This is a genomic window from Micromonospora sp. NPDC092111, from assembly GCF_044755745.1.
Classification (GTDB): Bacteria; Actinomycetota; Actinomycetes; order Mycobacteriales; family Micromonosporaceae; genus Micromonospora.
On record NZ_JBIVRQ010000018.1, the window covers coordinates 21,185 to 43,898 of the forward strand.

Below are 22,714 nucleotides of genomic sequence, written 5' to 3' on the forward strand. Positions count from 1 at the left end.
CCCGGCCGCCGGGGCAGTCCCCGCCGGGGATGCGGCCGGCAATGTGTCGGGCAGGTTTCGACAACCGTCATCGGAGGTCGTTTTTCCGACGGCGCGACCACCGATCGCCAACGGCCGATCGGGCGCATTCTTTCAACCGAACGGATGAATCGTGCGGGCATAGGTCGGGTTGTTTGGGATTTGCGCGCGTAACGTCCTCGCCTTGGCGGAAAGCGGTACGTAAAGTGGTCCCGCCCCCCGACCACGCGAGCTGGAGCACGCATGCCGGTTCAGACCAGCCCCCGCCCCACGTCGCTGGACTCCGACCCGTACCGGGCGTCGGCCGCCATCCCCTCCCAGGGCGGGCGCGCCGGCCGGCGCGCCAGTGGCGGCCGGAAGCGCACCAAGCGCAAGGACCCCCTCTGGGCGCGGCTGACCGTGGTCTTCGGCGCGGTGCTGATGATGACCAGCGGCGTCGCGATCGTGGGCAGCAAGGCGCTGATCAGCCAGGCCACCGGCAACATCGCCCAGCGCAACCTGCTCGGCGGGGCGGGCAAGTCCGAGGCCGAGGGCGGCGCCAACCTGGACGGCCCGATCGACATGCTGCTGCTCGGCGTGGACGCCCGGGAACGCTGGGCGGCCGACGACGTCCGGTCGGACAGCATCATCGTGCTGCACATCCCGGCCAGCCACGACCAGGCGTACCTGATCTCCATTCCCCGGGACACCGAGGCGCAGATCCCGGCCTTCAAGAAGAGCGGCTTCCGGGGCGGCACTGACAAGATCAACGCAGCCTTCCAGGCCGGGGCGCGCAACGGCGGCGGCTGGGAGGGCGGCGCCCAGCTGATGGCCGAGACCATCAAGAACATGACCGGGGTCAGCTTCGACGGCGCCGCGATCATCAACTTCGGTGGCTTCAAGAACGTCATCGACACCCTCGGCACCGTGCGGATCTGCGTCAGCCATGAGGTCAAGTCGCACCACATGTCAGTGGTCGACGGCAAGCAGATGTGGAACGCGGACGCCAAGAAGACCGGCCGGCCGATGACCCCGGTGGTCTACAAGAAGGGCTGCCGGGAGATGGACGGCCTCCAGGCGCTCGACTACTCGCGGCAGCGCTACGGCCTACCGAACAGCGACTACGACCGGCAGCAGAACCAGCAGCAGTTGATCAAGGCGATGGCCCGCAAGGCCACCGACAAGGGCATGCTGACCAATCCGGTGAAGATCAACCAGCTCATCCGGGCGGCCGGCAAGGCGTTCATCCTGGACACCGGCGGGGTGCCGGTCGCGGATCTGGTCTTCACCATGCGCGGGGTCACCGCCAACGAGTTGACCATGCTGCGTACCAACGGCGGCACGTTCAACGGCAACGCCAACAACCGCGAGGCGTTGAACCAGCAGACGCTGGACATGTTCCAGGCCATCAAGGAAGACAAGCTGGCCGAATTCGTGTACGCCAACCCGAACGTCCTCTCCACCCGCAAGTGACCCGCCGGTAGTCGCGGCGAACCCGCCCGCCGGCCACCCGCCCCGCCGTAGCCTGACCTGAGCAGGTCTCACGTAACGGCCACGGGGAGGGCGTCACGGCCAGGTCAGCGCGGTTCGACCGGGGGCGGGGCGCCCCGCCACCCCGCTGGCCCCGGTTGCTGCTCGGCGTCGGCGTGGCCCTGGTGCTGCTCGCCGCCCTGACCGTGGTCGGGATGCGGACGCTCGCCCACCGGTACGACCGGGCGGTCAGCAAGGAGCAACTGCTCGCCCCGGACGCCCGGCAGGCCCGCACGGATCTCGACTCCGGCCTGAACTACCTGATCGTCGGCTCCGACCGGCGGGCCGGGGCGCAGGGGCCGGACCGCTCCGACACCATCCTGATCGTGCACGTTCCGCGCGGCATGCGGCAGGCGTACCTGATCTCCGTCCCGCGTGACCTGCTGGTCGCCATCCCGCCCGACGGTGCCGGCTACGGCGGCGGCCAGGACAAGATCAACTCCGCGTACGAGCACGGCGGCGGCGGCGAGGGCGGCACCCGGCTGCTCTCGGCCACGCTGACCCGGCTCACCGGCATCCGTTTCGACGGTGCGGCACTGGTCGACTTCGCCGGCTTCCGGCAGGTCATCGACCTGCTGGGCGGCATCCGGATGTGTGTCGACACCGAAGTCCGGTCGATCCACACCGGCACTCTCTTCCCGCCCGGCTGCCAGCAGATGGACGGCGCCAGGGCGCTGGACTACGTCCGGCAGCGCTACGACCTCCCGGGCGGCGACTACGACCGGCAACGACACCAGCAGCAGATGCTGCGGGCGATGATGGACCGGGCCGCCCAGACCAACCTGCGCGGCGACCCGGTACGGCTGGACCGGGTACTGCGGGCGGTGGGCGGCTCGCTCACCGTCGACACCAACGGGGTACCCCTGGACGACCTGGTCTTCGCCCTGCGCGCGCTGCCGCCCGACGCGCTGCACGGGGTGCAACTGCCGTCGTACCCGCAGACCATCGACGGGCTCTCGTACGTGGTGCTGGACAACGGCGGCGGTGGACTCTTCGACGCCGTCCGGGGCGACCGGCTGCCCGACTGGTCGCGGGCCAATCCGCGCTGGGTCAACCGGTTGTGACCGCCACACCGCCGGCCGGAGTGCCGGGGCCGGCCCCGAGGACCTAGGCTTGGTGACCGTGTTCGGACCCCAGGTACCCAGCGTCTCCGTGACCGAGATCGACGACGACACCTACCTGCTCGACGTCCGCGAGGACGACGAGTGGGCGGCGGGCCACGCGCCCAGCGCCCACCACCTGCCGATGATGGAGCTACCGGCCCGGATCGCCGAGGTGCCCACCGACCGGGACGTCGCGGTGATCTGCCGCTCCGGCGGGCGCTCCGCCCAGGTCGTCGGCTACCTGCTCAACAACGGATGGGGGCAGGTGCGCAACGTCGACGGCGGGATGCGGCAGTGGGCCACCGTCGGACGACCGGTGGTGGGCGGGGACGGGCAGCCCGGCCGGGTCATCTGAGCGCCGGGGCATGGGCGAACCGCTGGTCTTCGCGCATCGCGGCGCGTCGGCCGACCTCCCGGAACACACCCTCGCGGCGTACCTGCGGGCCCTCGACGAGGGGGCCGACGGGCTGGAGTGCGACGTCCGGCTGACCCGCGACGGGCACCTGGTCTGCGTGCACGACCGCCGGCTGGACCGGACCAGCAACGGCCACGGCCTGGTCAGTGCCCGCACCCTGGCCGAGTTGGAGACGCTGGACTTCGGTTCCTGGCACCCCGGCGCGCCGACCGACGGCGACGAGGCGCTGGACGACTCGCACACCCGGCTGCTCACCCTGGAACGGCTGCTGACCGCGGTGCTCGCCGCCGGCCGCCCGGTCCGGCTGCTGGTGGAGACCAAGCATCCGTCCCGCTACCGGGGCGACGTCGAGCGCCGCCTGGTGACCATGCTGCGCCGGTTCGGGCTGGCCGAGCCGGGCCCGGACGACCCGGTCCAGGTCACCGTGATGTCGTTCTCCCCACTGGCCGTACGCCGGGTCCGGGAGCTGGCCCCGGCGCTGCCGACGGTGCTGCTGCTGGAGGTGTTGCCGCGCTGGCTGCGGCTCAGCCGGCTGCCGTTCGGCGCCCGGATCGCCGGGCCCGGGATCGGCCTGGTCCGGGCCCGCCCGCACCTGGTGCCCACGCTCCGGGCCGCCGGCCACCAGGTGTACGTCTGGACGGTCAACGAACCGGACGACCTGGAGTTGGTCCTCGACGCCGGGGTGGACGGCGTGATCACCGACCGACCGGCCCGCGCCCTGGCCCGACTCGGCAGGTAGACCGCCCAGGCCGACCTGATGGGCCGGGTCTACCACGGCATCGCCGAACGCACCGGCGCCCAGGTCGTCGCCGTCGGTCGTCCCCAGCCGGGAACGGCTCGGTCGCCCGGCCGGCGCCGGCCGGGGGTGCCCGAAGTCCCGTCGACCGGGCACACTCGGGACATGCCGGAGCGCACCGACCTCGCCGCCCTCGTCACCGGTCACGGGGCGGTGATCGAGATGATCAACTCGGGTGAGGCGGGGCTGCCCGTCCTCACCCAACTGCTCCGGGTGGCCCGGCCGGCGCTCGGCGCGGCCAGCCTGGCCTTCGTCGAGTTCGCCCCGAGCGGCGGACGGGTGATCGCCGCCAGCGGCTGCGCCGAGTGGACCATCGGCCGCCCGCTGCCCGCGTCCGATCCGGCCACCGTCTGCCTGCTCAGCGGCCCCCGGGTACGGCAGGTGCGGGTCGATCGGCTGCCCGGCCCGCTCGCCGGGGAGCTGGCCGACGCGGGGCTGCGCTGGATGATCGCCGCCCGGGCCGAGATCGGCGGGCTCACCGTCGGCAGCCTGCACGCCCTCTACCCCGACGGCGAGGAGTCCGAGGACCGGGTCCTGCACGCCGCCATCGGCTACCTCGCCGCCTGCATCGCCCACATGTACGGCGACCAGAGCGGCCTGCCGGTGCACGGTGACGGCCCGGTGGTGGCGGCGCTCGCCGACGGCCTGGCCGTGGTCGACCGGGACGGCCACGTCCGGCTCTGGAATCCGGCCGCCGCCCAGGTGACCGGCCGCACCGCCGGTGCGGTGCTGAACCGGCCGCTGCCGTTCCCGCTCCCCCCGGCCGGCCAGGTGCTCGACCACCAGCTACCGGACGGGCGCTGGCTACGGATCACCTCCGGCGAGCTGGTCGGCCCCGGCACGCTGCGGGTGGTCACCTTCCGCGACATCACCGACCAGCAGCGCCGCGATTCCGACCGGGATCTCTTCGTCGCGGTCACCAGCCACGAGCTGCGTACCCCGGTCACCGTGATCAAGGGGTACGCGGACACCCTCACCGACCACTGGGAGTCGTTGACCGAGCACGACCGGCGGCAGGCCGCCCGGGTGATCGGGCAGCGGGCCAACGAACTGGCGCGGCTGGTCGACCGGCTGCTCACCTCGGCCACCGAGGTACGCCCGACCGGCGATCCGACCGTCCCGTTCGACCTCGGCGAGGCGCTGCGCGCGGCGGTGCCGGACCTCCCCGGCGACCTGCGCCGCCGCCTGTTTTTGGACGTCCCGGCCGACCTGCCCAAGGCGCTCGGCGACCGGCACAGCCTGGCCACCGTGCTGACCGAGCTGTGCACCAACGCGGGCAAGTGGTCGTCGGCGGACTCGCCGATCGAGGTCGTCGCGGCGGCCGACGGGCAGACCGTGTCGTTCCGGGTGGGCGACCGGGGCGTGGGCATCCGGCCGGAGCACGTGGAACGGGCCTTCGACCGGTTCTGGCAGGGTGAGTCGGGGGACCGTCGGGGCTATCCGGGCGCGGGGCTGGGCCTCTATCTCGTCCGCCGGATCGTTGAACAGCAGAATGGATGGGTATCCCTCCGTCCGCGCAGCGGTGGCGGTACCGTCGCAGAGGTGCGGCTGCCGCGGGGGTGACCCGCCGCACCGGCGGGCACGGGCGATAAGGAGCCAACGGTGTCGACGGGACCGGTCGAACGTTCGTGGTGCGTGGTGGTTCCCCACCACGCCACCGGGGCGCGGCTGGCCCGACACCGACTCGCCGCCGAGCTGGCCGGCCTGATTCCCCCGCCGCTCCTCGCCGACCTGGTGGCGGTCCTGGCCGAACTGGTCGGCAACGCGGTCCGGCACGCCGACCCGCTGCCCGGTGGGGTGGTCCGGGTCGCCTGGCGGCTGCGCCCCACCCCCACCGGCCCGAGCCTGTCCATCCGGGTGACCGACGGCGGGGCCGGGGCCGGCCCCCGGATGCGGGCCGCCGGGGCGGACGCGGTCGACGGCCGGGGACTGCACATCGTCGCCGGGCTGGCCAACCGCTGGGGGGTCGACCGGGACGGCCTGGGCCAGAGCGTCTGGGCCGAGTTCGACCCGGCCGACTGCCGGCCGGGCCTGGTCTCCACCGGCTGACCGGGGGACCGGGGCGGGTCCGGCCCACCAGGCCGCCGGCCGGGCTCTAGGCTGTGTCGCCGTGAGCAAGCGTCGAAAGAACCAGCGCGCCGAGGCCGCTCCCCGTCGGGAGAAGATCCGGGATGTCTTCGTCCCCCGTCCGTTCGAGGGGCTGGTGGACGAACCGGAGTGGATCGCCCTGCGCGAACTCGTGCCGGCCGCCTCCGCGCCACTGCGGCTCACCCCCGAGCTGGTCGAGGAGTACGGTGACCGTCCGGTCGTCCTGGCCACCGTGCTGCCGATGGCCGCCCCGGCGATGACCAAGCCGGACGGCCGGGTCTTCATCGGTCTCCAGCGGCACCAGCAGTCCGGCGACGTCTCCCGGGACCTGGCCGAGGCGCTGCTCTGCGCGCTGCGCACCGAGCCGGGTGGGCAGGTGGCGGTGCCGCCGCTGCCGGGCCCCGGCCCCCGGCTCCAGGACATCCTGGTGGACGGCCCGCTGGAGATCAGCATGCACGACGGGTTCGAGTTCTGGCTCGACCCTGGCGCGGCGGACGACCCGACCGTGCAGGCCTCCCTGGAGCGGGCGAACGCGGCCATCTACCCGACCGTGAAGCTGGCCGCCGCCCGGGCGGCCTACTGGTGCCAGGTGCCGGAGAAGGCGCACGTGCGCTGGGTGTTCGCGGAGGACGAGGACGCCGCGCTCGACACGCTCTCCCGGCTCTCCGCCGCCGGCACCCTCACCCTCGGCGAGGGTACGAAGTTCGCCGGCATGTTCCGGGCACACGGCCGGCTGGCGCCGGTCTGGGACCTGCCGGAGGACGTCCCGGCCGCCGAGTGGGAGGAGCCGGTGGCCGCGTTCGCCAAGCGGTACGCCGAGGCGCTGGAGGAGAAGGAGCCGCTGGACGCCGCTGGACGCCGGGCCCGCCAGGGCCTCCTCGGCCGCCAACTCACCCTCCGCTGACCCCTCCCCCACCCGAACCGCCCGACGGCCCGCCGGAGTCCGGTGGGCCGTCGGCGTATCGGGCAAGTGGCGGTGTCCCGGCCCACCGGATCCCGCCACTTCGGCGTAACGGAGTCGATCATGCGGCCTGGCCTGGACCCGCCCGGCCGGGTGGGTGGGTCAGGGGGTGGCGGGGTGCAGGGGGTCGCGGACCAGGGGACAGGACATGCAGCGCGGGCCGCCCCGGCCGGAGCCCAGCTCCGAGCCGGCGATCGGGATGACCTCGATGCCGGCCCGCTCCAACTGGGCGTTGGTCTCCACGTTACGTTCGTAGCCGACGCAGAGCCGGGGCGCCAGGGCGAGGGTGTTGTTGCCGTCGTCCCACTGCTCGCGCTCGGCGGTCACCGGATCGAGGCCGGTGACGATCACCCTGAGCTGGTCGAGGTCCATCGCGTCGGCCGCCGCACGCAGGAACGGGGCCGGGCCGTCCACCCGGGGCTCGCCGTCCGGGCCGGCGATCACCGTGTACGCCGACAGGGTGCTCGCGACGTTGGGGTACATCAGCACGGCGTCGACGTCGACCATGGTGCAGACGGTGTCCAGGTGCATGGTGGCCCGCTCCTGGGCGATCGGCACCACCAGGATGGTGTGCGCCAGCCCGGCGGCGAAGACCTGACGGGCCAGCCGCTCGGCACCGGCCGGGGTGGTCCGCTCGCCGACCCCGACGGCGAGCACGCCGGGAGCGAGCAGCAGCACGTCGCCGCCCTCCAGATGCTCCAGCCCCGGGTGGTAGACGGCCTCGGTGCCGACGAAGCGCGGGTGGTACCGGTAGATCGCATCGGTCAGGGTGGTCTCCCGCCGGCGGGCCGGCATGGCGAGGCTGGTGACCCCGACCCGGTCGCCGATCCACAGTGACGAGTCGCGGGTGAAGAGCAGGTTGGGCAGCGGGTCGATGACGAAGTCGTGCCGGTCCATCATCGTCCAGACCAGGCCGCCGGGGCGTTCCGCGCTGACCCGTACCTCCTCGTGGGCGAGGCCGGCGGTGAGCACGCCCGCCAGCGCGGCGGGGTCGAGGTAGGAGAGGTGGTCGGCGACCCGGCGGCGCAGGGTGTCGCCGAGCCGGGGCGAGCGGAGGACCTGCTCGGTGAGTGCGGCGCGGGCCTCGGGTACGGCCAGCGTCTCGGCGAGCAGGGTGCCGAGATAGAGCACCTCCACCCCGCGCTCGCGCAGCGCGGCGGCGAAGGCGTCATGCTCCTCCTGTGCCCGTCCCACCCATGGGATAGCGTCGAAGAGCAACGAGTCGTTGTTGCGGGGGGTGAGTCGGGCCAGTTCCGGGCCCGGCCGGTGCAACAGCACCGTGCCGAGCCGACCGACCTCACTGTCCACGTAGTGGGTCACCTCCGCAGCGTATGGCAGGGGTGAACGATCTTCAGCGGAAGAACTGTGGATGAATATGGCATTCATCCGCACTCATTCCGGCGCTCCAACTTGCCGTACCCCCGGAGTGACGACGTAGGGTAGTGAGGACATAACTTCGAGGGACCTTTTGCCGGAGGTCGCGATGACTGTCTTTCCCGCTCGTCGAGCCGTACCCACCCGGGCACTGCCGCCCGTGGCGGTGCCGCACCCTCGGGCCGAAGGGCCCGGGGCGCTCGAGCCGGCCCGCCCCACCCCGTTGGAGTGGGCGCGCCGCCGCCGGGCCGAACGGGGTGCCCGTCGGTTGGAGGCTGCCGGCGCGAGGGCGCTCGGCCAACTCGACCACCTGGGTCCCGGGTGGCACGTGATCGAGTGGCCCCGCACCGACGTCTCCGACGTCCTGCGCGACCACGGCCAGGACGAGCGGGCCGGGTTCCTCGCCATCGGCCCGAGCGGGCTCTTCGCGGTCAGCATCGCCGACCACGGCCGGGCCCGGGTGCTGGTCGCCGGGGACGTGGTCCAGATCAACGGCAAGCGCCCGCCGTACGTGGCCGAGGCCAGGCGCGACGCCAAGCGGGCGAGCAAGGCGCTCACCGAGGCGGTCGGGCTGCCGATCCCGGTCACGCCGGTGCTGACCTTCGTCGGCTCCGGCGTCATCAGCGTCTACGGCCTGCCGAAGGACTGCATGATGGCTACCCACCGGGAACTCGACCGGCTTCTCGTCGCCGGGGGCAACCGGATCAGCCCGACCACCGCCGAGAAGCTGTCCCAGGTCGCCCAGCAGCCACAGACCTGGTTCAACGGCACGTACCGTCCCGCCGCCGACTACCGGTGGTACGACGAGGGCCGAACGGCCGCTGACAAGCCGGCCGCCCGCCGGTAACGTCACCGGCGACGCCACGCGGCACCGGATCCCCCCGCGACACCCCCGGTCCGCGCCGTCGCCGGCCGCCCGACAGGGCACCCGATCCCGACACGGGCCGCCGGTGGCTCCAGCGCGATCCGGCGACCGTCGCGACGACCGGATAGCGTGGACAGATCGTCGGTGTACATAGGAGGTGCGGTGGCCCACGTCGAACTCTCGCTCTCGGAAGTGTTCGCGCCAGCCGCACGGACGCCGACAGAGCAGGAGTGCGACAACGTCGGGCGGTGGTCCGTCACCGTCTCGCACGCCCAGGAACCCTGCCTGCTGATCGCCGCCGACACCCGGGTGGTGGCGATCTCCACCGCCGGCTGCGAACTGCTCTGCCTCGGTGCCCCCGAGGGTGTGGTGGGCCTGCCGCTGCTCGAAGGCGGCCTGCGGCTGCTCGACTTCACCGCGGCCCGGCACGAGCTGCCCGAGCAGGAGACCGACAAGATCCCCCCGCTGCTCGCCCTGCACTCCGGCCGACTGGCCCGCGGGTTGCTGCGGGTGCAGCCCGCCGGGGACGACACCACCTACGCCACTGTCGACGCCGTCTCCACGCCGGTGCTCACCGACGGGTCGGTCGCTGGCTCTCTCACCTTCTTCTCAGCGGTCTGACCTGCGGATCCGGGCGGCACGCGCCGCGCGGCGGGACGCTGGGGCGGGGCCTACCCGAGGCCGTAAGGTGCCCTCATGCTCGATCTCGCTCTGCTGCCGGGGGAGTACGCGGTGTGTCGGCTGCCAGCCGACACACCCCTGTCGCCCCGCCTCTGGGCGGAGCCCGGCACCTCCGACGTGGTGACGGTGAGCTGGACCGCCGACGGGATCTCCGTCATCTGCCCGGCGGGGCGGGCCCCGGCCGGGGCCGACGTGGAGACCGACTGGCGCTGCCTGCGGGTCGTCGGCCCACTCGACGTCGCCGTCACCGGCACCCTCGCCACGCTGGTCGACCCGCTCACCGCCGCGCGGGTCAGCGTGGTGGCGTTCTCCACGTACGACACCGACCACGTGCTGGTTCCGGCGGTACGGCTCGGTGCGGCGACCGCCGCGCTGGAAGCGGCCGGACACCGAGTGCTGCGCTGACCTTCACCGGACCGGCCGATCCTCCTACGATGGGCTCGGCCCCCACCGGCCACGACGACCGGCCAGGCCCGGAGCACTCCGGCCAGCCGGCCGGCGATGGCCGGGACCCGTCTCGACGCCCCCGCGCTCGACTCCCCCCGAGGACCGGTCCGTGCCGCCTGACCCCGCGCACCGCATCCCGTACCGCCGGCTGGTCGGTACCGCCGTCCTGCTCGCCGTCCTGCCGCTCACCGGGTGCGGCGCCCCGCCGGACCGGAGTGCCGCCACTCCGGTCACCCCGCCGACGCCGACCTGGCCCGCCGCGCCCACCGTCGTCCCCACCCTCCCGGTGGCCCCCACCCTCGGGGTGACGCCGACGCCGGCGGTGCCGACCCCCACCGTCGCGGCGGTCGCCGTCGCGTGCCGGGGCCGCCCCTCCGCCGACCGGGTCGTCCGGTTGCTCCGTGGCGACGTGCTCCCCCGGGACGTGCCGGTCCGGGCCGTCGAGGGGCCGCTCTGCGCCGACGGCTGGCAGTACACCGTGCTGGCGGTCAGCGGGCACGAGGAACTCCAGGCGGTGAGCCGGGAAGAGTCGGGCGCGCTGCGGCTGGTCACCGCCGGCACCGACGTCTGCTCGATCGAGGTGAGGGCCGCCGCACCGCCCGCCATCCGGACACTGGCCTGCGACGACGTCACCGGCACCCGGCCGGGTGCGTAGGCTGGCGACATGCCCGGAACACCGCCGACCCGTTACGTCTACCTCGGCCCCGAGGGCACCTTCGCCGAACAGGCGCTGCGTACCGTCCCCGCCGCCGAGCACGGCAGCCGCACCCCCGCCCGCAGCGTCGGCGAGGCGCTGGACAGCGTCCGGGCCGGCGATGCCGACGCGGCCCTGGTGCCGATGGAGAACTCGATCGGCGGGGCGGTCGGGGTGACCCTGGACGAGCTGGCCGAGGGGGATCCGCTGGTGATCACCCGTGAGGTGATCCTGCCGGTGGAGTTCGTGCTCGGTGCCCGTGCGGGCACCAGCCTGGGCGGGGTGCGCAGTGTGGCGGCCCACCCGCAGGCATCCACCCAGTGCCGCAACTGGCTCCGCGACCACCTGCCCGACGCGACGGTGGTCGACGTGCTCTCCAACGGCGCGGCGGCGGCCGGAGCGGCGACGGGCGAGTACGACGCGGCGATCTGCGCCCCGATCGGCGCGGCCCGGCACCGGCTGGCGCTGCTCGCCGACAAGATCGCCGACCATCCGGACGCGGTGACCCGCTTCGCGCTGGTGACCCGCCCCGGCCCGCCACCCCCACCGACCGGGGACGACGTCACCTCGCTGGCCGTCTACATCGCCCACGACCGGGTGGGTGCCCTGCTGTCGGTGCTGATGGAGCTGGCCGTACGGGGGGTCAACCTGACCCGGATCGAGTCCCGTCCCACCGGTGAGGCGCTCGGCCGGTACGTCTTCTTCCTCGACTGCACCGGCCACGTGGCGGACGTCCGGCTCGGCGAGGCGTTGCAGGGGCTGCGCCGGGTCTGCGCCGCGGTGCGCTTCCTCGGGTCGTACCCCCGGCACCGCTGGGCCGACGGGGCGGGTGACCGGCCGGTCCCGGCGCCGGCCGGGCTCTCCGACGCCGACTACACCGACGCGGCGGCCTGGCTGGGCCGGCTGCGGGCCGGCAAGCTGAGCTGACACCGGCCCGGGACGCCCGGCCCTGCGCGCCCAGGCCACCGATGCGGGCCGGCAAGCTGAACTGACGCGACCCGGGACACCCGCAGGCGGGCCGGCAAGCTGAACTGACGCCGGGCCGGGACGCCCGCAGGCGGGCCGGCAAGCTGAGCTGACGCCGGGCCGGGACGCCCGGGTGGGCGCCCCGGCGGATGTGGGTCAGCTCATCAGGCCGCCGAGTAGGCCGCCCTGCTGCTGGGTGCCGCTGCCCTGGACCGGCGGCTCCTCCGACGGCTGGACCACGACGAAGCCCTGGCCGGCGAAGCTCATGGTGAACGCCTCGCCGGTGCTGCGGCCGAGCAGCGTGCCCAGGCCGAGCTGCTCGGCCCGGTGGTAGCCGGTCTGGAGGTTGGCCGACCAGCACACCGCCGCCTGCGGGTCGACGTAGGTGGGGGCGTCGACGTTGAGCACCACCGGGGTGCCCTTGGTGGTGATGGCGATCCGGCCGTAGCCGGTGAAGACGCAGTTGAACAGCCCGGACGAGGAGGCCATCCCCGCGCCGCCGACCATCTTGATGTCGTACGACAGGGTCGAGTCGAAGGCCAGCACGCTGGAACCGTTGATCGACAGCGCGTCGCCCGGCTCCAGGTCGATGATGTGCACGTCCTTGCTCAGGTCGGCCAGGAAGACGTCGCCGTGGCCGGTGAGCTTCATCAGCGGCACACCCTCACCGGTCAGCCGCTGCTTGATGAACTTGCCGATGCCGCCGGAGCCCAGCGCCTGGAACTGCACCTGCCCCTGGTAGGCGACCATCGAGCCGACCCGGGCCATCGCCTCGCCGTTCAGCTCGATCTTGAGCATCTTGGAGTTCTGCAGCCGCATGCCGGGCTGGGCGGACTCCTTCTCCAGGTTCTCCGCGGAGAACAGCGCGCTGCGCATGGGATTCCCTCCTGATTCGGGGTGTGCTCTCCCGGAGGGTAGGTGAACAGCGCAACGGGTGGCATCAGCCGAGCGGGGCCTCAGCCCCAGCCCAACGCGTGCAACCGCTCGTCGTCGATGCCGAAATGGTGGGCGATCTCGTGCACCACGGTCACCGCCACCTCGTCGACCACGTCGTCCTCGGTGTCACAGATCCACAGGATCGGATGACGGTAGATAAAGATCCGGTCGGGCAGGACGCCGGAGTAGTCCCAGCCCCGGTCGGTCAGCGCATGCCCCTCGTAGAGGCCGAGCAGGTCCTCACCGGGCGGCGGGTGGTCCTCCACCAGGATGACCACGTTGCTCATCAGCCTGAGTAGTTCCTCGGGCACCTCGTCGAGGGCCTCACCCACCAGCTCCTCGAAGCGCTCACGGCTCATCTCGACGGGCACGCCGCCCATTCTGCCCGACCAGCCGCCCACCCCTCCCAGTACACCGGCCCACCCGACGGCCCCTGACCGCCCCTGACCGCCCCTGACCGCTCCGGGTCGCCCCGGGGCCGCCCCGGGGCCGACGGATCCACCCCGGGAGCCCTACACGGGCCGGACCCCGCCCGGGGCCCGAACCCATCCAGGACGAACCCGCCCAGGGCGGGGCAGGCGGACCGCCACCCGGGGCCGAACCCACCGAGGCTGGCCCGCCCGGAGTCGCGGCCCTGCACGCGAGTCTGGGCGAAGATCACGCTCGATCCTGGTTGTAGTGGTCTCCCAGTCGGCCGGATGCCACTACAACCAGGATCGAGCACGATCATGGGGCCCGGGTGGCCGCTGGTGTTGCGGATCAGGGCGGTCCGGTCCCGTACCGGTTCGTGCCTGCACGGACCGGACGCACGGGCCGACGCCCAGCTTCAGGGATATCGGCCGGGAGTGCCGACGCCGCCCCGACCAGCACTACCGGGCCCGACAGCGCGGACGCCAGCCGGCACCGGGCCGCACAGCGGACCGGACCGGACAGCGGACCGGACCGGACAGCGGACCGGACCGGACAGCGGACCGGACCGGACAGCGGACCGGACCGGACAGCGCTAGAAGGGTTGATGAGAGGCCGGTCGGGCGCCGGCCGGGACGGTCAGGCGAGGCGGGCGGTAAGGCTGATCTGCGCGCCGGGGGAGAGCAGCCGGGAGATCGGACAGTTCTCCTTGGCGGCCTCGGCGAGCTTGGTGAACTGGGCCTCGTCCAGGCCCGGGGCCTGGCCGACGGTCTCCAGGTCGATCCGGGTGACGGTCATGCCCGCGTCGGTCTTGTCGAAGTGCACCTTGGCGGTGGTCTCCACCGAGGTGCCGGACGCACCGGCGTCGGCGAGCTGCTTGGAGAGGGCCATCGAGAAGCAGCCGGCGTGGGCGGCGCCGATCAGCTCCTCCGGGTTCGTCCCCTCGCCCTCCTCGAAGCGTGACTTGAAGGAGTAGTTCCCCTCCAGCCCGCCCTTGCCGGTACGGACGGTCCCGGCGCCCTCGGTGAGGTTGCCCTGCCAACGTGCGGAAGCGGTACGGATAGGCATGCTCCGAACGCTAGTCGAAACCCCGCCCCGCGGCGACCGACCCGGAGCGACCGGGCGTCCAGGGAGTACGCCGACGACCCGGCCAGGTCGCTCGACGGATCCCGGACCGGGGGCGACCGTCGTGGGATGATGCGGGTCAGGCCCGCGACGCGGAAGGTGGCCGATGTCCCAGGATCTCCCCATCCCGCGACAGGACGACCGCTCGGACGGCACCTCGGCACTGGAGTGGGGCACCGCCGAGCGCCCGACGGATGGCCGGTTCGGGCGGTGGACGGCCACCCTCGGCCGGGACCGGCGGCTGCCCCCGGTGCTGGCCCTGCTCGGCGCGGTCGCCGCGATGGCGTCCCTGGTCGGGGAGTGGCTGGTGATGACCGTCCCGAACGGCGGGCCGGAGGGCAGCGGCACCATCCGGGTGCCGGGCGGGGTGGCCGAGGTGGGCGGCTTCGGGGTGGCGTACCTGATCGGGTTGCTGCTGCTCGCCGGAGCGGTGGCGTTGGCCCTGCGCGGTCGCCCGGCGGTCCGGCACGACGCCCGGGTGGCCGGCCTGGCCGTGGCGGGCGCGCTGCTGGCCCTGCTCACCGCCACCGCCTTCTCGCTGGACGACTCGGGCCAACGGGCGCTGTTCTACTCGCCGGAGGACGGGTTCCGGGTGGACTACGGCCGGGGGTTGGTGATGGCCTTTGCCGCCGCCGCGCTACTCGGGGCCGCGCTGCTCACCGCCGCCCGGCGGCCAGCCGATGCCGCCGAGGACCTGGCCGCGTACCAGGACCGGCCGGACGACGAGGATCCGGCCGGGATGGAACCGGACGCACCGTACCGCGCCGGAGCGGCGGACCGGCCGCCCGCGCCCGCCGACCTGACCGTCGCGCCGACCGTGCCGTTCGCCCGCCACGACCAGGGCTGACCGTCGCGCCGACCGTGCCGCGACCAGGGCTGAGCACCGGCGACCAGCCGGCCCCTGAGCTGCCAGCTCACCGTACGGGTGGGCGGCGGTCCGCCCGTCATCGGGCGTTGGCATCCGATTCGCCGGGAAGCCATGGTTGCGACCCGTTCCGCGAGGTACGGTTGCTGCCCGCCGTCCCACCGGGTCGGATGACCGGTACGGACGGCGGCGGGCAAGGAGGAACGATGACCCGCCCGGGACTGCCCAAACTCATCGCCACCGACCTCGACGGCACGCTGGTGCGCAGTGACGAGACCGTGTCGGCGTACACCCATGGGGTGCTCGACCGGGTGCGGGCCGCCGGCATTCCGGTGGTCGGCGCCACCGGCCGCGGCCCCCGGCTCAAGGAGTTGACCCGCAACGACATCCGGGCCGCCGACTTCCTGGTGATGGCCGGTGGCGGCTGCGTGGTGGACCAGAGCGACCCGGCCGGCCCGGTGGTGCTGCGCGACGAGCGCCTGCCCGGCGAGGTGCTGGCCCGGCTGCTGGCCGACCTGGAGGCCACCGTCGGCCCGCTCACCGTCATGGTCGAGGCGTCCGACGAGCACGACGCGCCGCTGTGGGGCGACTACCACCCGTCCTGGCCGTACCAGGACCGGTTCGAGGCGCGCAGCCGCGCCGAGTGCCTGTCCTGCGACGTGATCAAGGCGTTCATCCGGACCGCCGACCACCACGTGGACGAGCTGCTGGCCGCCGCCCGCCGGATCGTTCCGCCGCAGGTGGCCACCCTCACCCAGGCCGGCCTCGGGTTCGTCGAGATCTGCCCGCCCGGGGTGGACAAGGCCAGCGGCCTGAGCGTGGTCGCCCACCAGCTCGGCGTCGACCCGGCGGACGTGCTGGTCTTCGGCGACATGCCGAACGACCTGCCGATGTTCGCCTGGGCCGGTTGGTCCCGGGTGGCCGTGTCGAACGCCCATCCCGAGGTGCGGGCCGCCGCCGACGAGGTGACCCTGCGCAACGACGACGACGGGGTGGCGGTCTACCTCGACCGACTACTGTCCCGGTGATGGGCGAGACACCACGGCTGGTCGGCACCGACATCGACGGCACCCTGCTGGGCGACGACCGGACGCTCAGCGCCCGCACCGCCGCGGTGCTGGCCCGGATCGCCGCGACCGGCACGCCGGTCGTGCTGGTCACCGGCCGTCCGATCCGCTGGCTCACCCTCGTGTACGACCAGCTCGCCGCGCCGCTGCCGGCGATCTGCGCCAACGGCGCGGTGGTGTACGACCCGGACACCGACCGGGTGCTGCGGGCCGACCCGCTCGCCCCGGAACTGCTGGCCGAGGTGGCCCGGCGGCTGCGGGCGGCGGTGCCCGGGGTGAGCTTCGCGGTGGAGATCGTGGACAGCCGGGAGATGCGGCACGAGGCGCACTACCCGCTGCGCTGGGACGCCGACCACGACGCCATCCGGGCAGTCGAGTCGCCCGAGGAGCTGTCGTCGGTGCCGGCGGTGAAGCTGCTGGTCCGGGCCGGTGAGCAGGACCCGGACACCTTCGTCCAGGTGGTCGCCGGCGCGTTGGAGGGGCTGGCCGAGGCGACGCACTCGTCGTACAGCGGGCTGGTGGAGATCTCCGCCGCCGGGGTGACGAAGGCGGCCGGCCTGGCCTGGTACGCGGCCCGGCTGGGCGTGGACCAGCGGGACGTGCTCGCCTTCGGTGACATGCCCAACGACGTACCGATGCTGACCTGGGCCGGCCGGGCGGTGGCGGTGGCGAACGCGCACCCCGCCGTCCTGGAGATCGCCGACGAGGTGACCGGGGCGAACACCGCCGACGGCGTGGCGACGTACCTGGAGAAGGTCTTCGGGGTGGGCTGAGCGGGTGCGGGGCGTCGGGCGGACGCCCGACGCCCCGACGCGTCAGAGGTACTGGCCGGTGTTGTGACCCTCGCCGGTGCCGGGCTGCTGGCCCATCCCCGGCATCCCGGGGATCATCCCGCCGGGGCCGCTGGGCAGCGCGGGCCGGCCGGAGCGCATCTGCTCCAACTGCACCCGGGCGGCCATCTGCTGGGCCACCAGGGCGGCCTGGATGCCGTGGAAGAGCCCCTCCAGCCAGCCGACGAGCTGGGCATGGGCGATCCGCAGCTCACCCTCGCTGGGCGCCTGGTCCTCGGCGAAGGGCAGCGACAGCCGCTCCAGCTCCTCGCGCAGCTCGGGGGCGAGGCCCTCCTTCAGCTCGACGATCGACCGTTCGTGGATCTCGCGCATCCGGTGCCGGCTGGCGTCGTCCAGCGGGGCCGACTTGACCTCCTCCAGCAACTGCTTGATCATGCTGCCGATCCGCATCACCTTGGCCGGCTGTTCGACCAGGCGGGTCGGGTCCTCGCCGGCCTCGTCGGTCTGCACGGTGCCGACCGGGCGGCCGTCCGGGCCGACCACCACCACGGTGCCCGAGTGTCCGTCCTCGCGGCCCGGCTCGTCGTTCTGTCCAGCGGAGTGCGCTTCGGTCATGGCACCCATCTTTACCCACCGGTTCCCGCCGCACGCGCCCGGACCACCACCCGGCCCACGATCGGCCGACCGGCCCGGACGTGGACGCGAACCGGCCGGGCACCGACGGCCCACGGACCAGCCGGCCGCCGCGCCCCGCCCACGGCCGTGCTGCCGGGCCGGCTGAGGTACGCGGCGGTCGCCCCGGGCCCACGCCGTACACCGCACGGCGCCACGACCAGGGGATCCCACCGGGCCAGCGGCGCGATACCGTCGCCGGCATGCCCGCCGACCCGCGCGCCGTGCTCACCCGCCCCGCCCCGCCCCCGGACCTGACCGTCGCCTACGGCGACCACCCGGAGCAGCTCGTCGACCTGCGCCGGCCAGCCGGCGACGGCCCGGCCCGGCCGCTGGTGGCGGTGCTGCACGGCGGCTTCTGGCGGGCCGAGTACGACCGCACCCACACCGGCCCGCTCGCCGCCGCGCTGGCCGGCCTCGGCTGGCCGGTGGCCCAGCTCGAATACCGGCGCACCGGCCAGCCCGGGGGCGGCTGGCCGGGCACCCTCACCGACGTACGGGCCGGGGTGGCGGCCCTGCCCGAGCTGGCCGCCCGCGCCCTGCCAGGGCAGGTGGCCGGGGGGCCACCGCTGCTGCTGGGGCACTCGGCGGGTGGGCACCTCGCGCTGCACGTCGCGGCACACGCCCCGGCGACCGTGGCGGGGGTGCTGGCGCTGGCACCGGTCGCCGACCTGGCCGAGGCGTACCGGCTGGACCTGGACTCCGGGGCGGTGGCCGCGCTGCTCGGCGGCGGCCCGGCCGAGTACCCGGACCGGTACGCGGCAGCCGATCCACGAAGTTCAGTGCCTTCGCGGATACGGACGGTGATATTGCACGGCGTGGAGGATCGGCAGGTGCCGGTGGCGGTCAGCCGGTCGTACGCGGCGGCGGCGCGCGCCGCCGGATCCCCGGTAACCCTCGTTGAGCTGCGGGAATGCGAGCACTTCGGGCTCATCGACCCGCTCTCGGCGGTCTGGCCCGAGGTAAGAGGTGCGTTGCAGTCCCTGCTGGACGATCAATAGCCATTGACGCAGCGTCGCCGACCAGGTAGAACGCCGGAGGGGCGGTGACGCCCGGCAATGCTCCCGGAAGGATCTCGGTGTCGCAGATGAACCGCAGGCGGGCCCTGCAACTGCTGGCCGCACTCGGTACGACCGGACTGGCCGCCGCCTGCGGCACGGACGACCCCGAGACGCCGTCGGCGGGAGCCCCGATCAAGATCGGGCTGATCAGGCCGGAGAACGGCCCCGGCAAGGCGATCGGCCAGGACATCGAGAACGGCTTCCAGCTCTACCTGGCGATGAACGGGCAGCAGTTCGGCGGGCACCCGGTCACGGTGGTGCCGGTGGACGAGGGCGACAACGCCAAGACCGGCCAGGCCGCCGTCGACAAGCTGCTCGCCCAGAACGTGCTCGCCATGACCGGGGTGGTCAACCCGACCGTGATGTCCGGCATCCGCGACGCCGTGGAGAAGGCCCGGGTGCCACTGATCGGGTCCAACGCCTCCCCGCCCAGCCTGCAGAGCGTCGTCTACATCTGGCGCACGTCGTACGTGCTGGACGAGCCGGGTCGGGCACTCGGGTCGTACCTGCGGCGGACCCTGCCCGCCGGCAGCCGGATCGCGATCATCGCCCCGGAGGGCACCGCCAGCCTCGACGTGATCCAGGGCTTCCGTGACGGCTTCGGCGCCGACGACCCCCGGATGATCGGCCAGCCGATCCTCACCACCGCCGCCACCAGCCCCGGCGAGGACGCCTACGACGCCGACATCCGGCAGGCCCTCAACCGCCAGCCGGACGCGATCTTCTGCTTCTACTCCGGGGCGGCCGGGGCGCAGTTCATCCGGCAACTGCGCCGCAACCGCTGGTTCGGCGACATCTACGCGCCCGGCTTCCTCACCGAGGGCAACATCCTGGCCGACCTGCGCTCGACGCTGGTCAACGCGGACGACAGCCTCAAGGCCGGCACCATCCAGACCTCGCTGAACTACTCCGCCGACCTGAACAACAACGCCAACCGGCTCTTCGCCTCCGCGTACCGCAAGACGTACAACGTATCCCCCACCACCTACGCGATGGCCTCGTACGACGCCGCACAGGTGCTGGACAAGGCGATCCGGCTGGCCGGCGCCGAGCCCAACCCGCAGCAGGTCAACCTGGCCCTCGGCAAGATCGGCCAGATCGACAGCCCGCGCGGGGCGTGGCAGTTCAACCAGCCGCGTACCCCGCAGCAGAAGTGGTACCTGCGCAAGGTGCAGTTCGACGGCCGGCTGCTCTCCAACGTCCTGATCAACGAGATCGCCACGCTCGGCTGAGCCGGTACGACACGAAGGGCCGGTCTCCGCTCGGGAGGCCGGCCCTTTCTGCTGGTCCGCTCAGTGCCGCAGTTCGGCGATGCAGCACTTGACGCTGCCGCCGCCCTTCTTCAGCTCGGCCAGCTCCACCGGCACCGGGGTGTACCCGGCCGCCTTGAGCTTCCCGGCCAGCCGGGTCGCCTCGCTGTTGAGCACGACGTTCGCCCCGTCGCTGACCAGGTTGAGGCCGAAGGCCAGCGCGTCCTCGTCGTCGGCGAGCACCGCGTCCGGGAAGAGCTGGGTGAGCACCCGCTGGCTGGCCGCCGAGAAGGCCCCCGGGAAGTAGACGACGTTGCCGTCGTCGATCGAGGCGAGCGCCACGTCCAGGTGGTAGAAGCGCGGGTCGACCAGGCGCAGCGACACCACCGGCCGGCCGAGCGCCTCCTGCGCCTCGGCGTGCGCCGGCAGCTCGGTGCGGAAGCCGTGCCCGGCGAGGATCAGGCCGCCGTGCGCCTCCGGCAGGTAGGCGAAGTCGCCCTCCCCCTCGTTGGTCTCGCTCGGCGCGATGAACTGCCAGCCCTGCTCCTGGTAGAACGCCCGGTGCGCGGCGGCCTCGGCGGTCCGCTGCTCGTGCTTGAACTGCGCGCCGTAGGCCGTCCCGTCCACCACGAAGGCACCGTTGGCCGCGAAGACCATGTCCGGCAGCCCGGCCTCCGGGGTGAGCAGGTGCACCTCGTGGCCGAGACCCAGCAGCGTCTCCCGCAGCCGGTCCCACTGCTTGACCGCCAGTGCCGCGTCGACGGACGTGGTGACGTCCATCCACGGGTTGATGGCGTACTCGACCGCGAAGTGCTCCGGGGAGCACATGAGGTATGTCCGCTTTCGCGGGACTCGCTGCTGGTTCACGGTGACCAAGAGTAGGTAGCGTAGAACTTTGGTAACAGCCAGAACCATTGCTTCCCAGAGGCGGAACGTTGCAGATAGACGCGGTAGACCAGCGAATCATTGCGTTGCTCGTGGCGGACGCTCGCGCCTCGTACGCGGACATCGGAACCCGGGTGTCACTCTCCGCACCAGCGGTCAAAAGGCGCGTGGACCGGCTGCGCGCCGCCGGGGTCATCCGGGGCTTCACCGCGGTGGTCGACCCGGCCGCCGTCGGCTGGACCACCGAGGCGTTCGTCGAGCTGTTCTGCGCCGGCCGGACCACCCCCGCGCAGATCGGGGTGGCCGCCCGGCGGCACCCCGAGGTGGTCGGCGCCTACACCGTCTCCGGAGAGGCCGACGCGCTGGTGCACCTGCGGGCCGCCGACATCTCCCACCTGGAGGACGCCCTGGAACGGCTCCGGGCGGAGTCCTTCGTCACCTCCACCCGGAGCACCATCGTGCTCTCCCGGCTGGTCGAGTCGCCGGGCGTCGGCCCGTCCACGGGCTGACCCGCCCGGGACCGCTCGTCAGAGGTACATGCCGGTCCGGTGCTCGGCGTCGCCCCGGCCCGGCTTGTCACCCTCGCCGAAGAAGCGCTTGCCGCCGAACTCGCCGTGCAGCCGGTCGTCCAGCTCGTCGGCGAGCCCGGTCATCACCTGCACCGCCAGCATCAGGTGGGTGGCCTGGAAGTTGCGACCGAAGACCGGGATGGACGCCCAGACGGTGTCGTCGGCGCAGTAGAGCCGGCCGATCGGCATCCGGTTGGTCAGCTCGGAGAGCTTCACGTACAGCCGCTCGGTCGGCTCGACCTCGGTCAGCACCGGGGAGAAGACGTCGACCAGGGGCGGGTTGTCCCGGACCCGGACGAAGACCATCGCCGAGCCGGCCCGGATGTTGATGTCCCCGTCGGAGTCGACCTGGAGCTGGTCGGACGCCGACTTCAGCATGGTCGAGACGACCGTCCGGACCCGCTCCTCCAGGGCCAGCACGTCGTTCTCGCCGTTCTGGGCGCCCGCCGCGGCGGCCAGCGCCTCGTCCAGGTCGGCCTCGACGTCCCCGTCCGGGCCGAACTCGCTGCGCGCGGTGCCGAGCGGGTCGATCGGCAGCGGCTCACCCTCGGCGTCCGCGCTGACGTAGACCAGGAAGGCCGGGTGCGGCGCGCCGTAGACGTCCCGCAGGGTGCGGGAGAGCAGCCCGGCCAGCTTGCTGGCGTCCCCGGTCGACCCGTCCAGCCCGAACTGCTCGCCGGAGCCCGCCACCACCCCGGGCGGTGACCAGCCCAGCGCGATCATGTCGGCCACGGCGGACCGGTCCAGCCGGTAGCCCTGCGGCAGGGTGGCGTTGCCGACCGCCCGCGCGGAGAGCCGACCGCCCTCGCCGACGTCCACGCTGATCGAGTAGACGGCGTCCCCGGTACCGGAGGCGGTCGGGTCCAGGGTCAGTTCGAGGTGCGCCCCGGTGGGCAGCGACCGCAGCCGCTCGGCCAGCGCGCGGGCGAACTCCCGCCACGCCTCGGTGACCTTGGCCCGCAGGTCGGCCGTGCTCGGCTCGTCCAGCAGGACCGACTCGTGGTGCTCCGGCGAGGTGCCGGACTGCTCACCGGTCGGCATCGAGGGGTGGTCTGCCGTCATGATCGCCTCCGTCCGTCAAGGTCACCCTACCCAGACGGCCGGAAAAGCGAATCCGCCGCGACCGGGATCGGACAGCACCGGCGACACCGGTCGTACCGGGCGTCGG

25 protein-coding genes are annotated in these 22,714 nt (G+C 73.2%); 18 read left to right on the forward strand and 7 right to left on the reverse strand.

Features of this window, described 5'->3' with window-relative positions; all coding sequences use genetic code 11:
* The first annotated feature begins 261 nt into the window (after positions 1-261).
* From ACIQG9_RS25820 to ACIQG9_RS25850, 7 genes are all read left to right on the forward strand, one after another.
* Entirely contained in the window at positions 262-1,470 is a 1,209-nt protein-coding gene (locus ACIQG9_RS25820; protein WP_400407203.1) for an LCP family protein, read from the forward strand.
* 182 nt (positions 1,471-1,652) lie between these two features.
* Positions 1,653-2,591: an LCP family protein gene (locus ACIQG9_RS25825; protein ID WP_400407395.1), complete on the forward strand. Its 939-nt coding sequence runs from the start codon at positions 1,653-1,655 to the stop codon at positions 2,589-2,591.
* A gap of 58 nt (positions 2,592-2,649) precedes the next feature.
* Positions 2,650-2,985, forward strand: coding sequence for a rhodanese-like domain-containing protein (locus ACIQG9_RS25830; RefSeq protein WP_400407206.1), 336 nt, complete (start codon positions 2,650-2,652; stop codon positions 2,983-2,985).
* 10 nt (positions 2,986-2,995) lie between these two features.
* A complete protein-coding gene (locus ACIQG9_RS25835) occupies positions 2,996-3,784 on the forward strand; it encodes a glycerophosphodiester phosphodiesterase (RefSeq protein WP_400407208.1) in 789 nt (262 codons plus the stop codon).
* Positions 3,785-3,946: 162 nt separating this feature from the next.
* Complete coding sequence (locus tag ACIQG9_RS25840; protein ID WP_400407210.1) at positions 3,947-5,404, forward strand: ATP-binding protein; 1,458 nt, start codon at positions 3,947-3,949, stop codon at positions 5,402-5,404.
* 72 nt (positions 5,405-5,476) lie between these two features.
* Positions 5,477-5,890, forward strand: coding sequence for an ATP-binding protein (locus tag ACIQG9_RS25845; RefSeq protein ID WP_400407397.1), 414 nt, complete (start codon positions 5,477-5,479; stop codon positions 5,888-5,890).
* Positions 5,891-5,951: 61 nt separating this feature from the next.
* Positions 5,952-6,833: a DUF5926 family protein gene (locus tag ACIQG9_RS25850; protein WP_400407212.1), complete on the forward strand. Its 882-nt coding sequence runs from the start codon at positions 5,952-5,954 to the stop codon at positions 6,831-6,833.
* A gap of 159 nt (positions 6,834-6,992) precedes the next feature.
* On the opposite strand, the gene ACIQG9_RS25855 is transcribed toward ACIQG9_RS25850, so the two are convergent.
* The gene (locus tag ACIQG9_RS25855; protein WP_400407215.1) at positions 6,993-8,210 is read right to left on the reverse strand and encodes an arginine deiminase; all 1,218 of its coding nucleotides are present in this window, start codon (positions 8,208-8,210) and stop codon (positions 6,993-6,995) included.
* 163 nt (positions 8,211-8,373) lie between these two features.
* On the opposite strand from ACIQG9_RS25855, the gene ACIQG9_RS25860 reads away from it, so the two are divergent.
* The 5 genes from ACIQG9_RS25860 (at position 8,374) to pheA (ending at position 11,878) form a co-directional block, all read left to right on the forward strand.
* Entirely contained in the window at positions 8,374-9,111 is a 738-nt protein-coding gene (locus ACIQG9_RS25860; protein ID WP_400407218.1) for a hypothetical protein, read from the forward strand.
* Positions 9,112-9,291: 180 nt separating this feature from the next.
* Entirely contained in the window at positions 9,292-9,750 is a 459-nt protein-coding gene (locus ACIQG9_RS25865; RefSeq protein WP_400407221.1) for a hypothetical protein, read from the forward strand.
* Positions 9,751-9,825: 75 nt separating this feature from the next.
* Positions 9,826-10,215: an ACT domain-containing protein gene (locus tag ACIQG9_RS25870; protein ID WP_400407224.1), complete on the forward strand. Its 390-nt coding sequence runs from the start codon at positions 9,826-9,828 to the stop codon at positions 10,213-10,215.
* Positions 10,216-10,405: 190 nt separating this feature from the next.
* A complete protein-coding gene (locus tag ACIQG9_RS25875; protein WP_400407398.1) occupies positions 10,406-10,912 on the forward strand; it encodes a hypothetical protein in 507 nt (168 codons plus the stop codon).
* Positions 10,913-10,921: 9 nt separating this feature from the next.
* A complete protein-coding gene (gene pheA, locus ACIQG9_RS25880; RefSeq protein WP_400407226.1) occupies positions 10,922-11,878 on the forward strand; it encodes a prephenate dehydratase in 957 nt (318 codons plus the stop codon).
* 195 nt (positions 11,879-12,073) lie between these two features.
* Here pheA and ACIQG9_RS25885 read toward each other — a convergent pair whose 3' ends face one another.
* From ACIQG9_RS25885 to ACIQG9_RS25895, 3 genes are all read right to left on the reverse strand, one after another.
* Positions 12,074-12,793, reverse strand: coding sequence for an AIM24 family protein (locus ACIQG9_RS25885; protein WP_400407228.1), 720 nt, complete (start codon positions 12,791-12,793; stop codon positions 12,074-12,076).
* 80 nt (positions 12,794-12,873) lie between these two features.
* Positions 12,874-13,233, reverse strand: coding sequence for a metallopeptidase family protein (locus ACIQG9_RS25890; RefSeq protein ID WP_400407231.1), 360 nt, complete (start codon positions 13,231-13,233; stop codon positions 12,874-12,876).
* A 667-nt stretch (positions 13,234-13,900) separates the two neighbouring features.
* Positions 13,901-14,329, reverse strand: a complete 429-nt coding sequence (locus ACIQG9_RS25895; protein WP_400407234.1) for an OsmC family protein — start codon at positions 14,327-14,329, stop codon at positions 13,901-13,903.
* Positions 14,330-14,492: 163 nt separating this feature from the next.
* On the opposite strand from ACIQG9_RS25895, the gene ACIQG9_RS25900 reads away from it, so the two are divergent.
* From ACIQG9_RS25900 to ACIQG9_RS25910, 3 genes are all read left to right on the forward strand, one after another.
* A complete protein-coding gene (locus ACIQG9_RS25900) occupies positions 14,493-15,233 on the forward strand; it encodes a hypothetical protein (protein WP_400407237.1) in 741 nt (246 codons plus the stop codon).
* 224 nt (positions 15,234-15,457) lie between these two features.
* Positions 15,458-16,279, forward strand: a complete 822-nt coding sequence (locus ACIQG9_RS25905) for an HAD family hydrolase (RefSeq protein WP_400407240.1) — start codon at positions 15,458-15,460, stop codon at positions 16,277-16,279.
* Entirely contained in the window at positions 16,279-17,091 is an 813-nt protein-coding gene (locus ACIQG9_RS25910) for an HAD family hydrolase (RefSeq protein WP_400407243.1), read from the forward strand. Before ACIQG9_RS25905 ends, ACIQG9_RS25910 begins: the two co-directional genes overlap by 1 nt.
* A 42-nt stretch (positions 17,092-17,133) precedes the next feature.
* Here the strand turns inward: ACIQG9_RS25910 and ACIQG9_RS25915 are convergent, their stop codons facing one another.
* Positions 17,134-17,733: a bacterial proteasome activator family protein gene (locus ACIQG9_RS25915; RefSeq protein ID WP_400407246.1), complete on the reverse strand. Its 600-nt coding sequence runs from the start codon at positions 17,731-17,733 to the stop codon at positions 17,134-17,136.
* A 251-nt stretch (positions 17,734-17,984) separates the two neighbouring features.
* On the opposite strand from ACIQG9_RS25915, the gene ACIQG9_RS25920 reads away from it, so the two are divergent.
* Both ACIQG9_RS25920 and ACIQG9_RS25925 read left to right on the forward strand, forming a co-directional pair.
* The gene (locus ACIQG9_RS25920; protein WP_400407249.1) at positions 17,985-18,782 is read left to right on the forward strand and encodes an alpha/beta hydrolase family protein; all 798 of its coding nucleotides are present in this window, start codon (positions 17,985-17,987) and stop codon (positions 18,780-18,782) included.
* Positions 18,783-18,859: 77 nt separating this feature from the next.
* A complete protein-coding gene (locus ACIQG9_RS25925) occupies positions 18,860-20,074 on the forward strand; it encodes an ABC transporter substrate-binding protein (protein WP_400407251.1) in 1,215 nt (404 codons plus the stop codon).
* A gap of 60 nt (positions 20,075-20,134) precedes the next feature.
* On the opposite strand, the gene ddaH is transcribed toward ACIQG9_RS25925, so the two are convergent.
* On the reverse strand, positions 20,135-20,968 hold the full coding sequence (ddaH, locus tag ACIQG9_RS25930) for a dimethylargininase (protein ID WP_400407254.1): 834 nt from the start codon (positions 20,966-20,968) through the stop codon (positions 20,135-20,137).
* Positions 20,969-21,027: 59 nt separating this feature from the next.
* Here ddaH and ACIQG9_RS25935 point away from each other — a divergent pair, with 59 nt between their 5' ends.
* A complete protein-coding gene (locus ACIQG9_RS25935) occupies positions 21,028-21,486 on the forward strand; it encodes an Lrp/AsnC family transcriptional regulator (RefSeq protein WP_400407256.1) in 459 nt (152 codons plus the stop codon).
* A gap of 18 nt (positions 21,487-21,504) precedes the next feature.
* Here ACIQG9_RS25935 and ACIQG9_RS25940 read toward each other — a convergent pair whose 3' ends face one another.
* Positions 21,505-22,608, reverse strand: a complete 1,104-nt coding sequence (locus tag ACIQG9_RS25940; RefSeq protein WP_400407259.1) for a T3SS (YopN, CesT) and YbjN peptide-binding chaperone 1 — start codon at positions 22,606-22,608, stop codon at positions 21,505-21,507.
* Between the last annotated feature and the right edge of the window lie 106 nt (positions 22,609-22,714).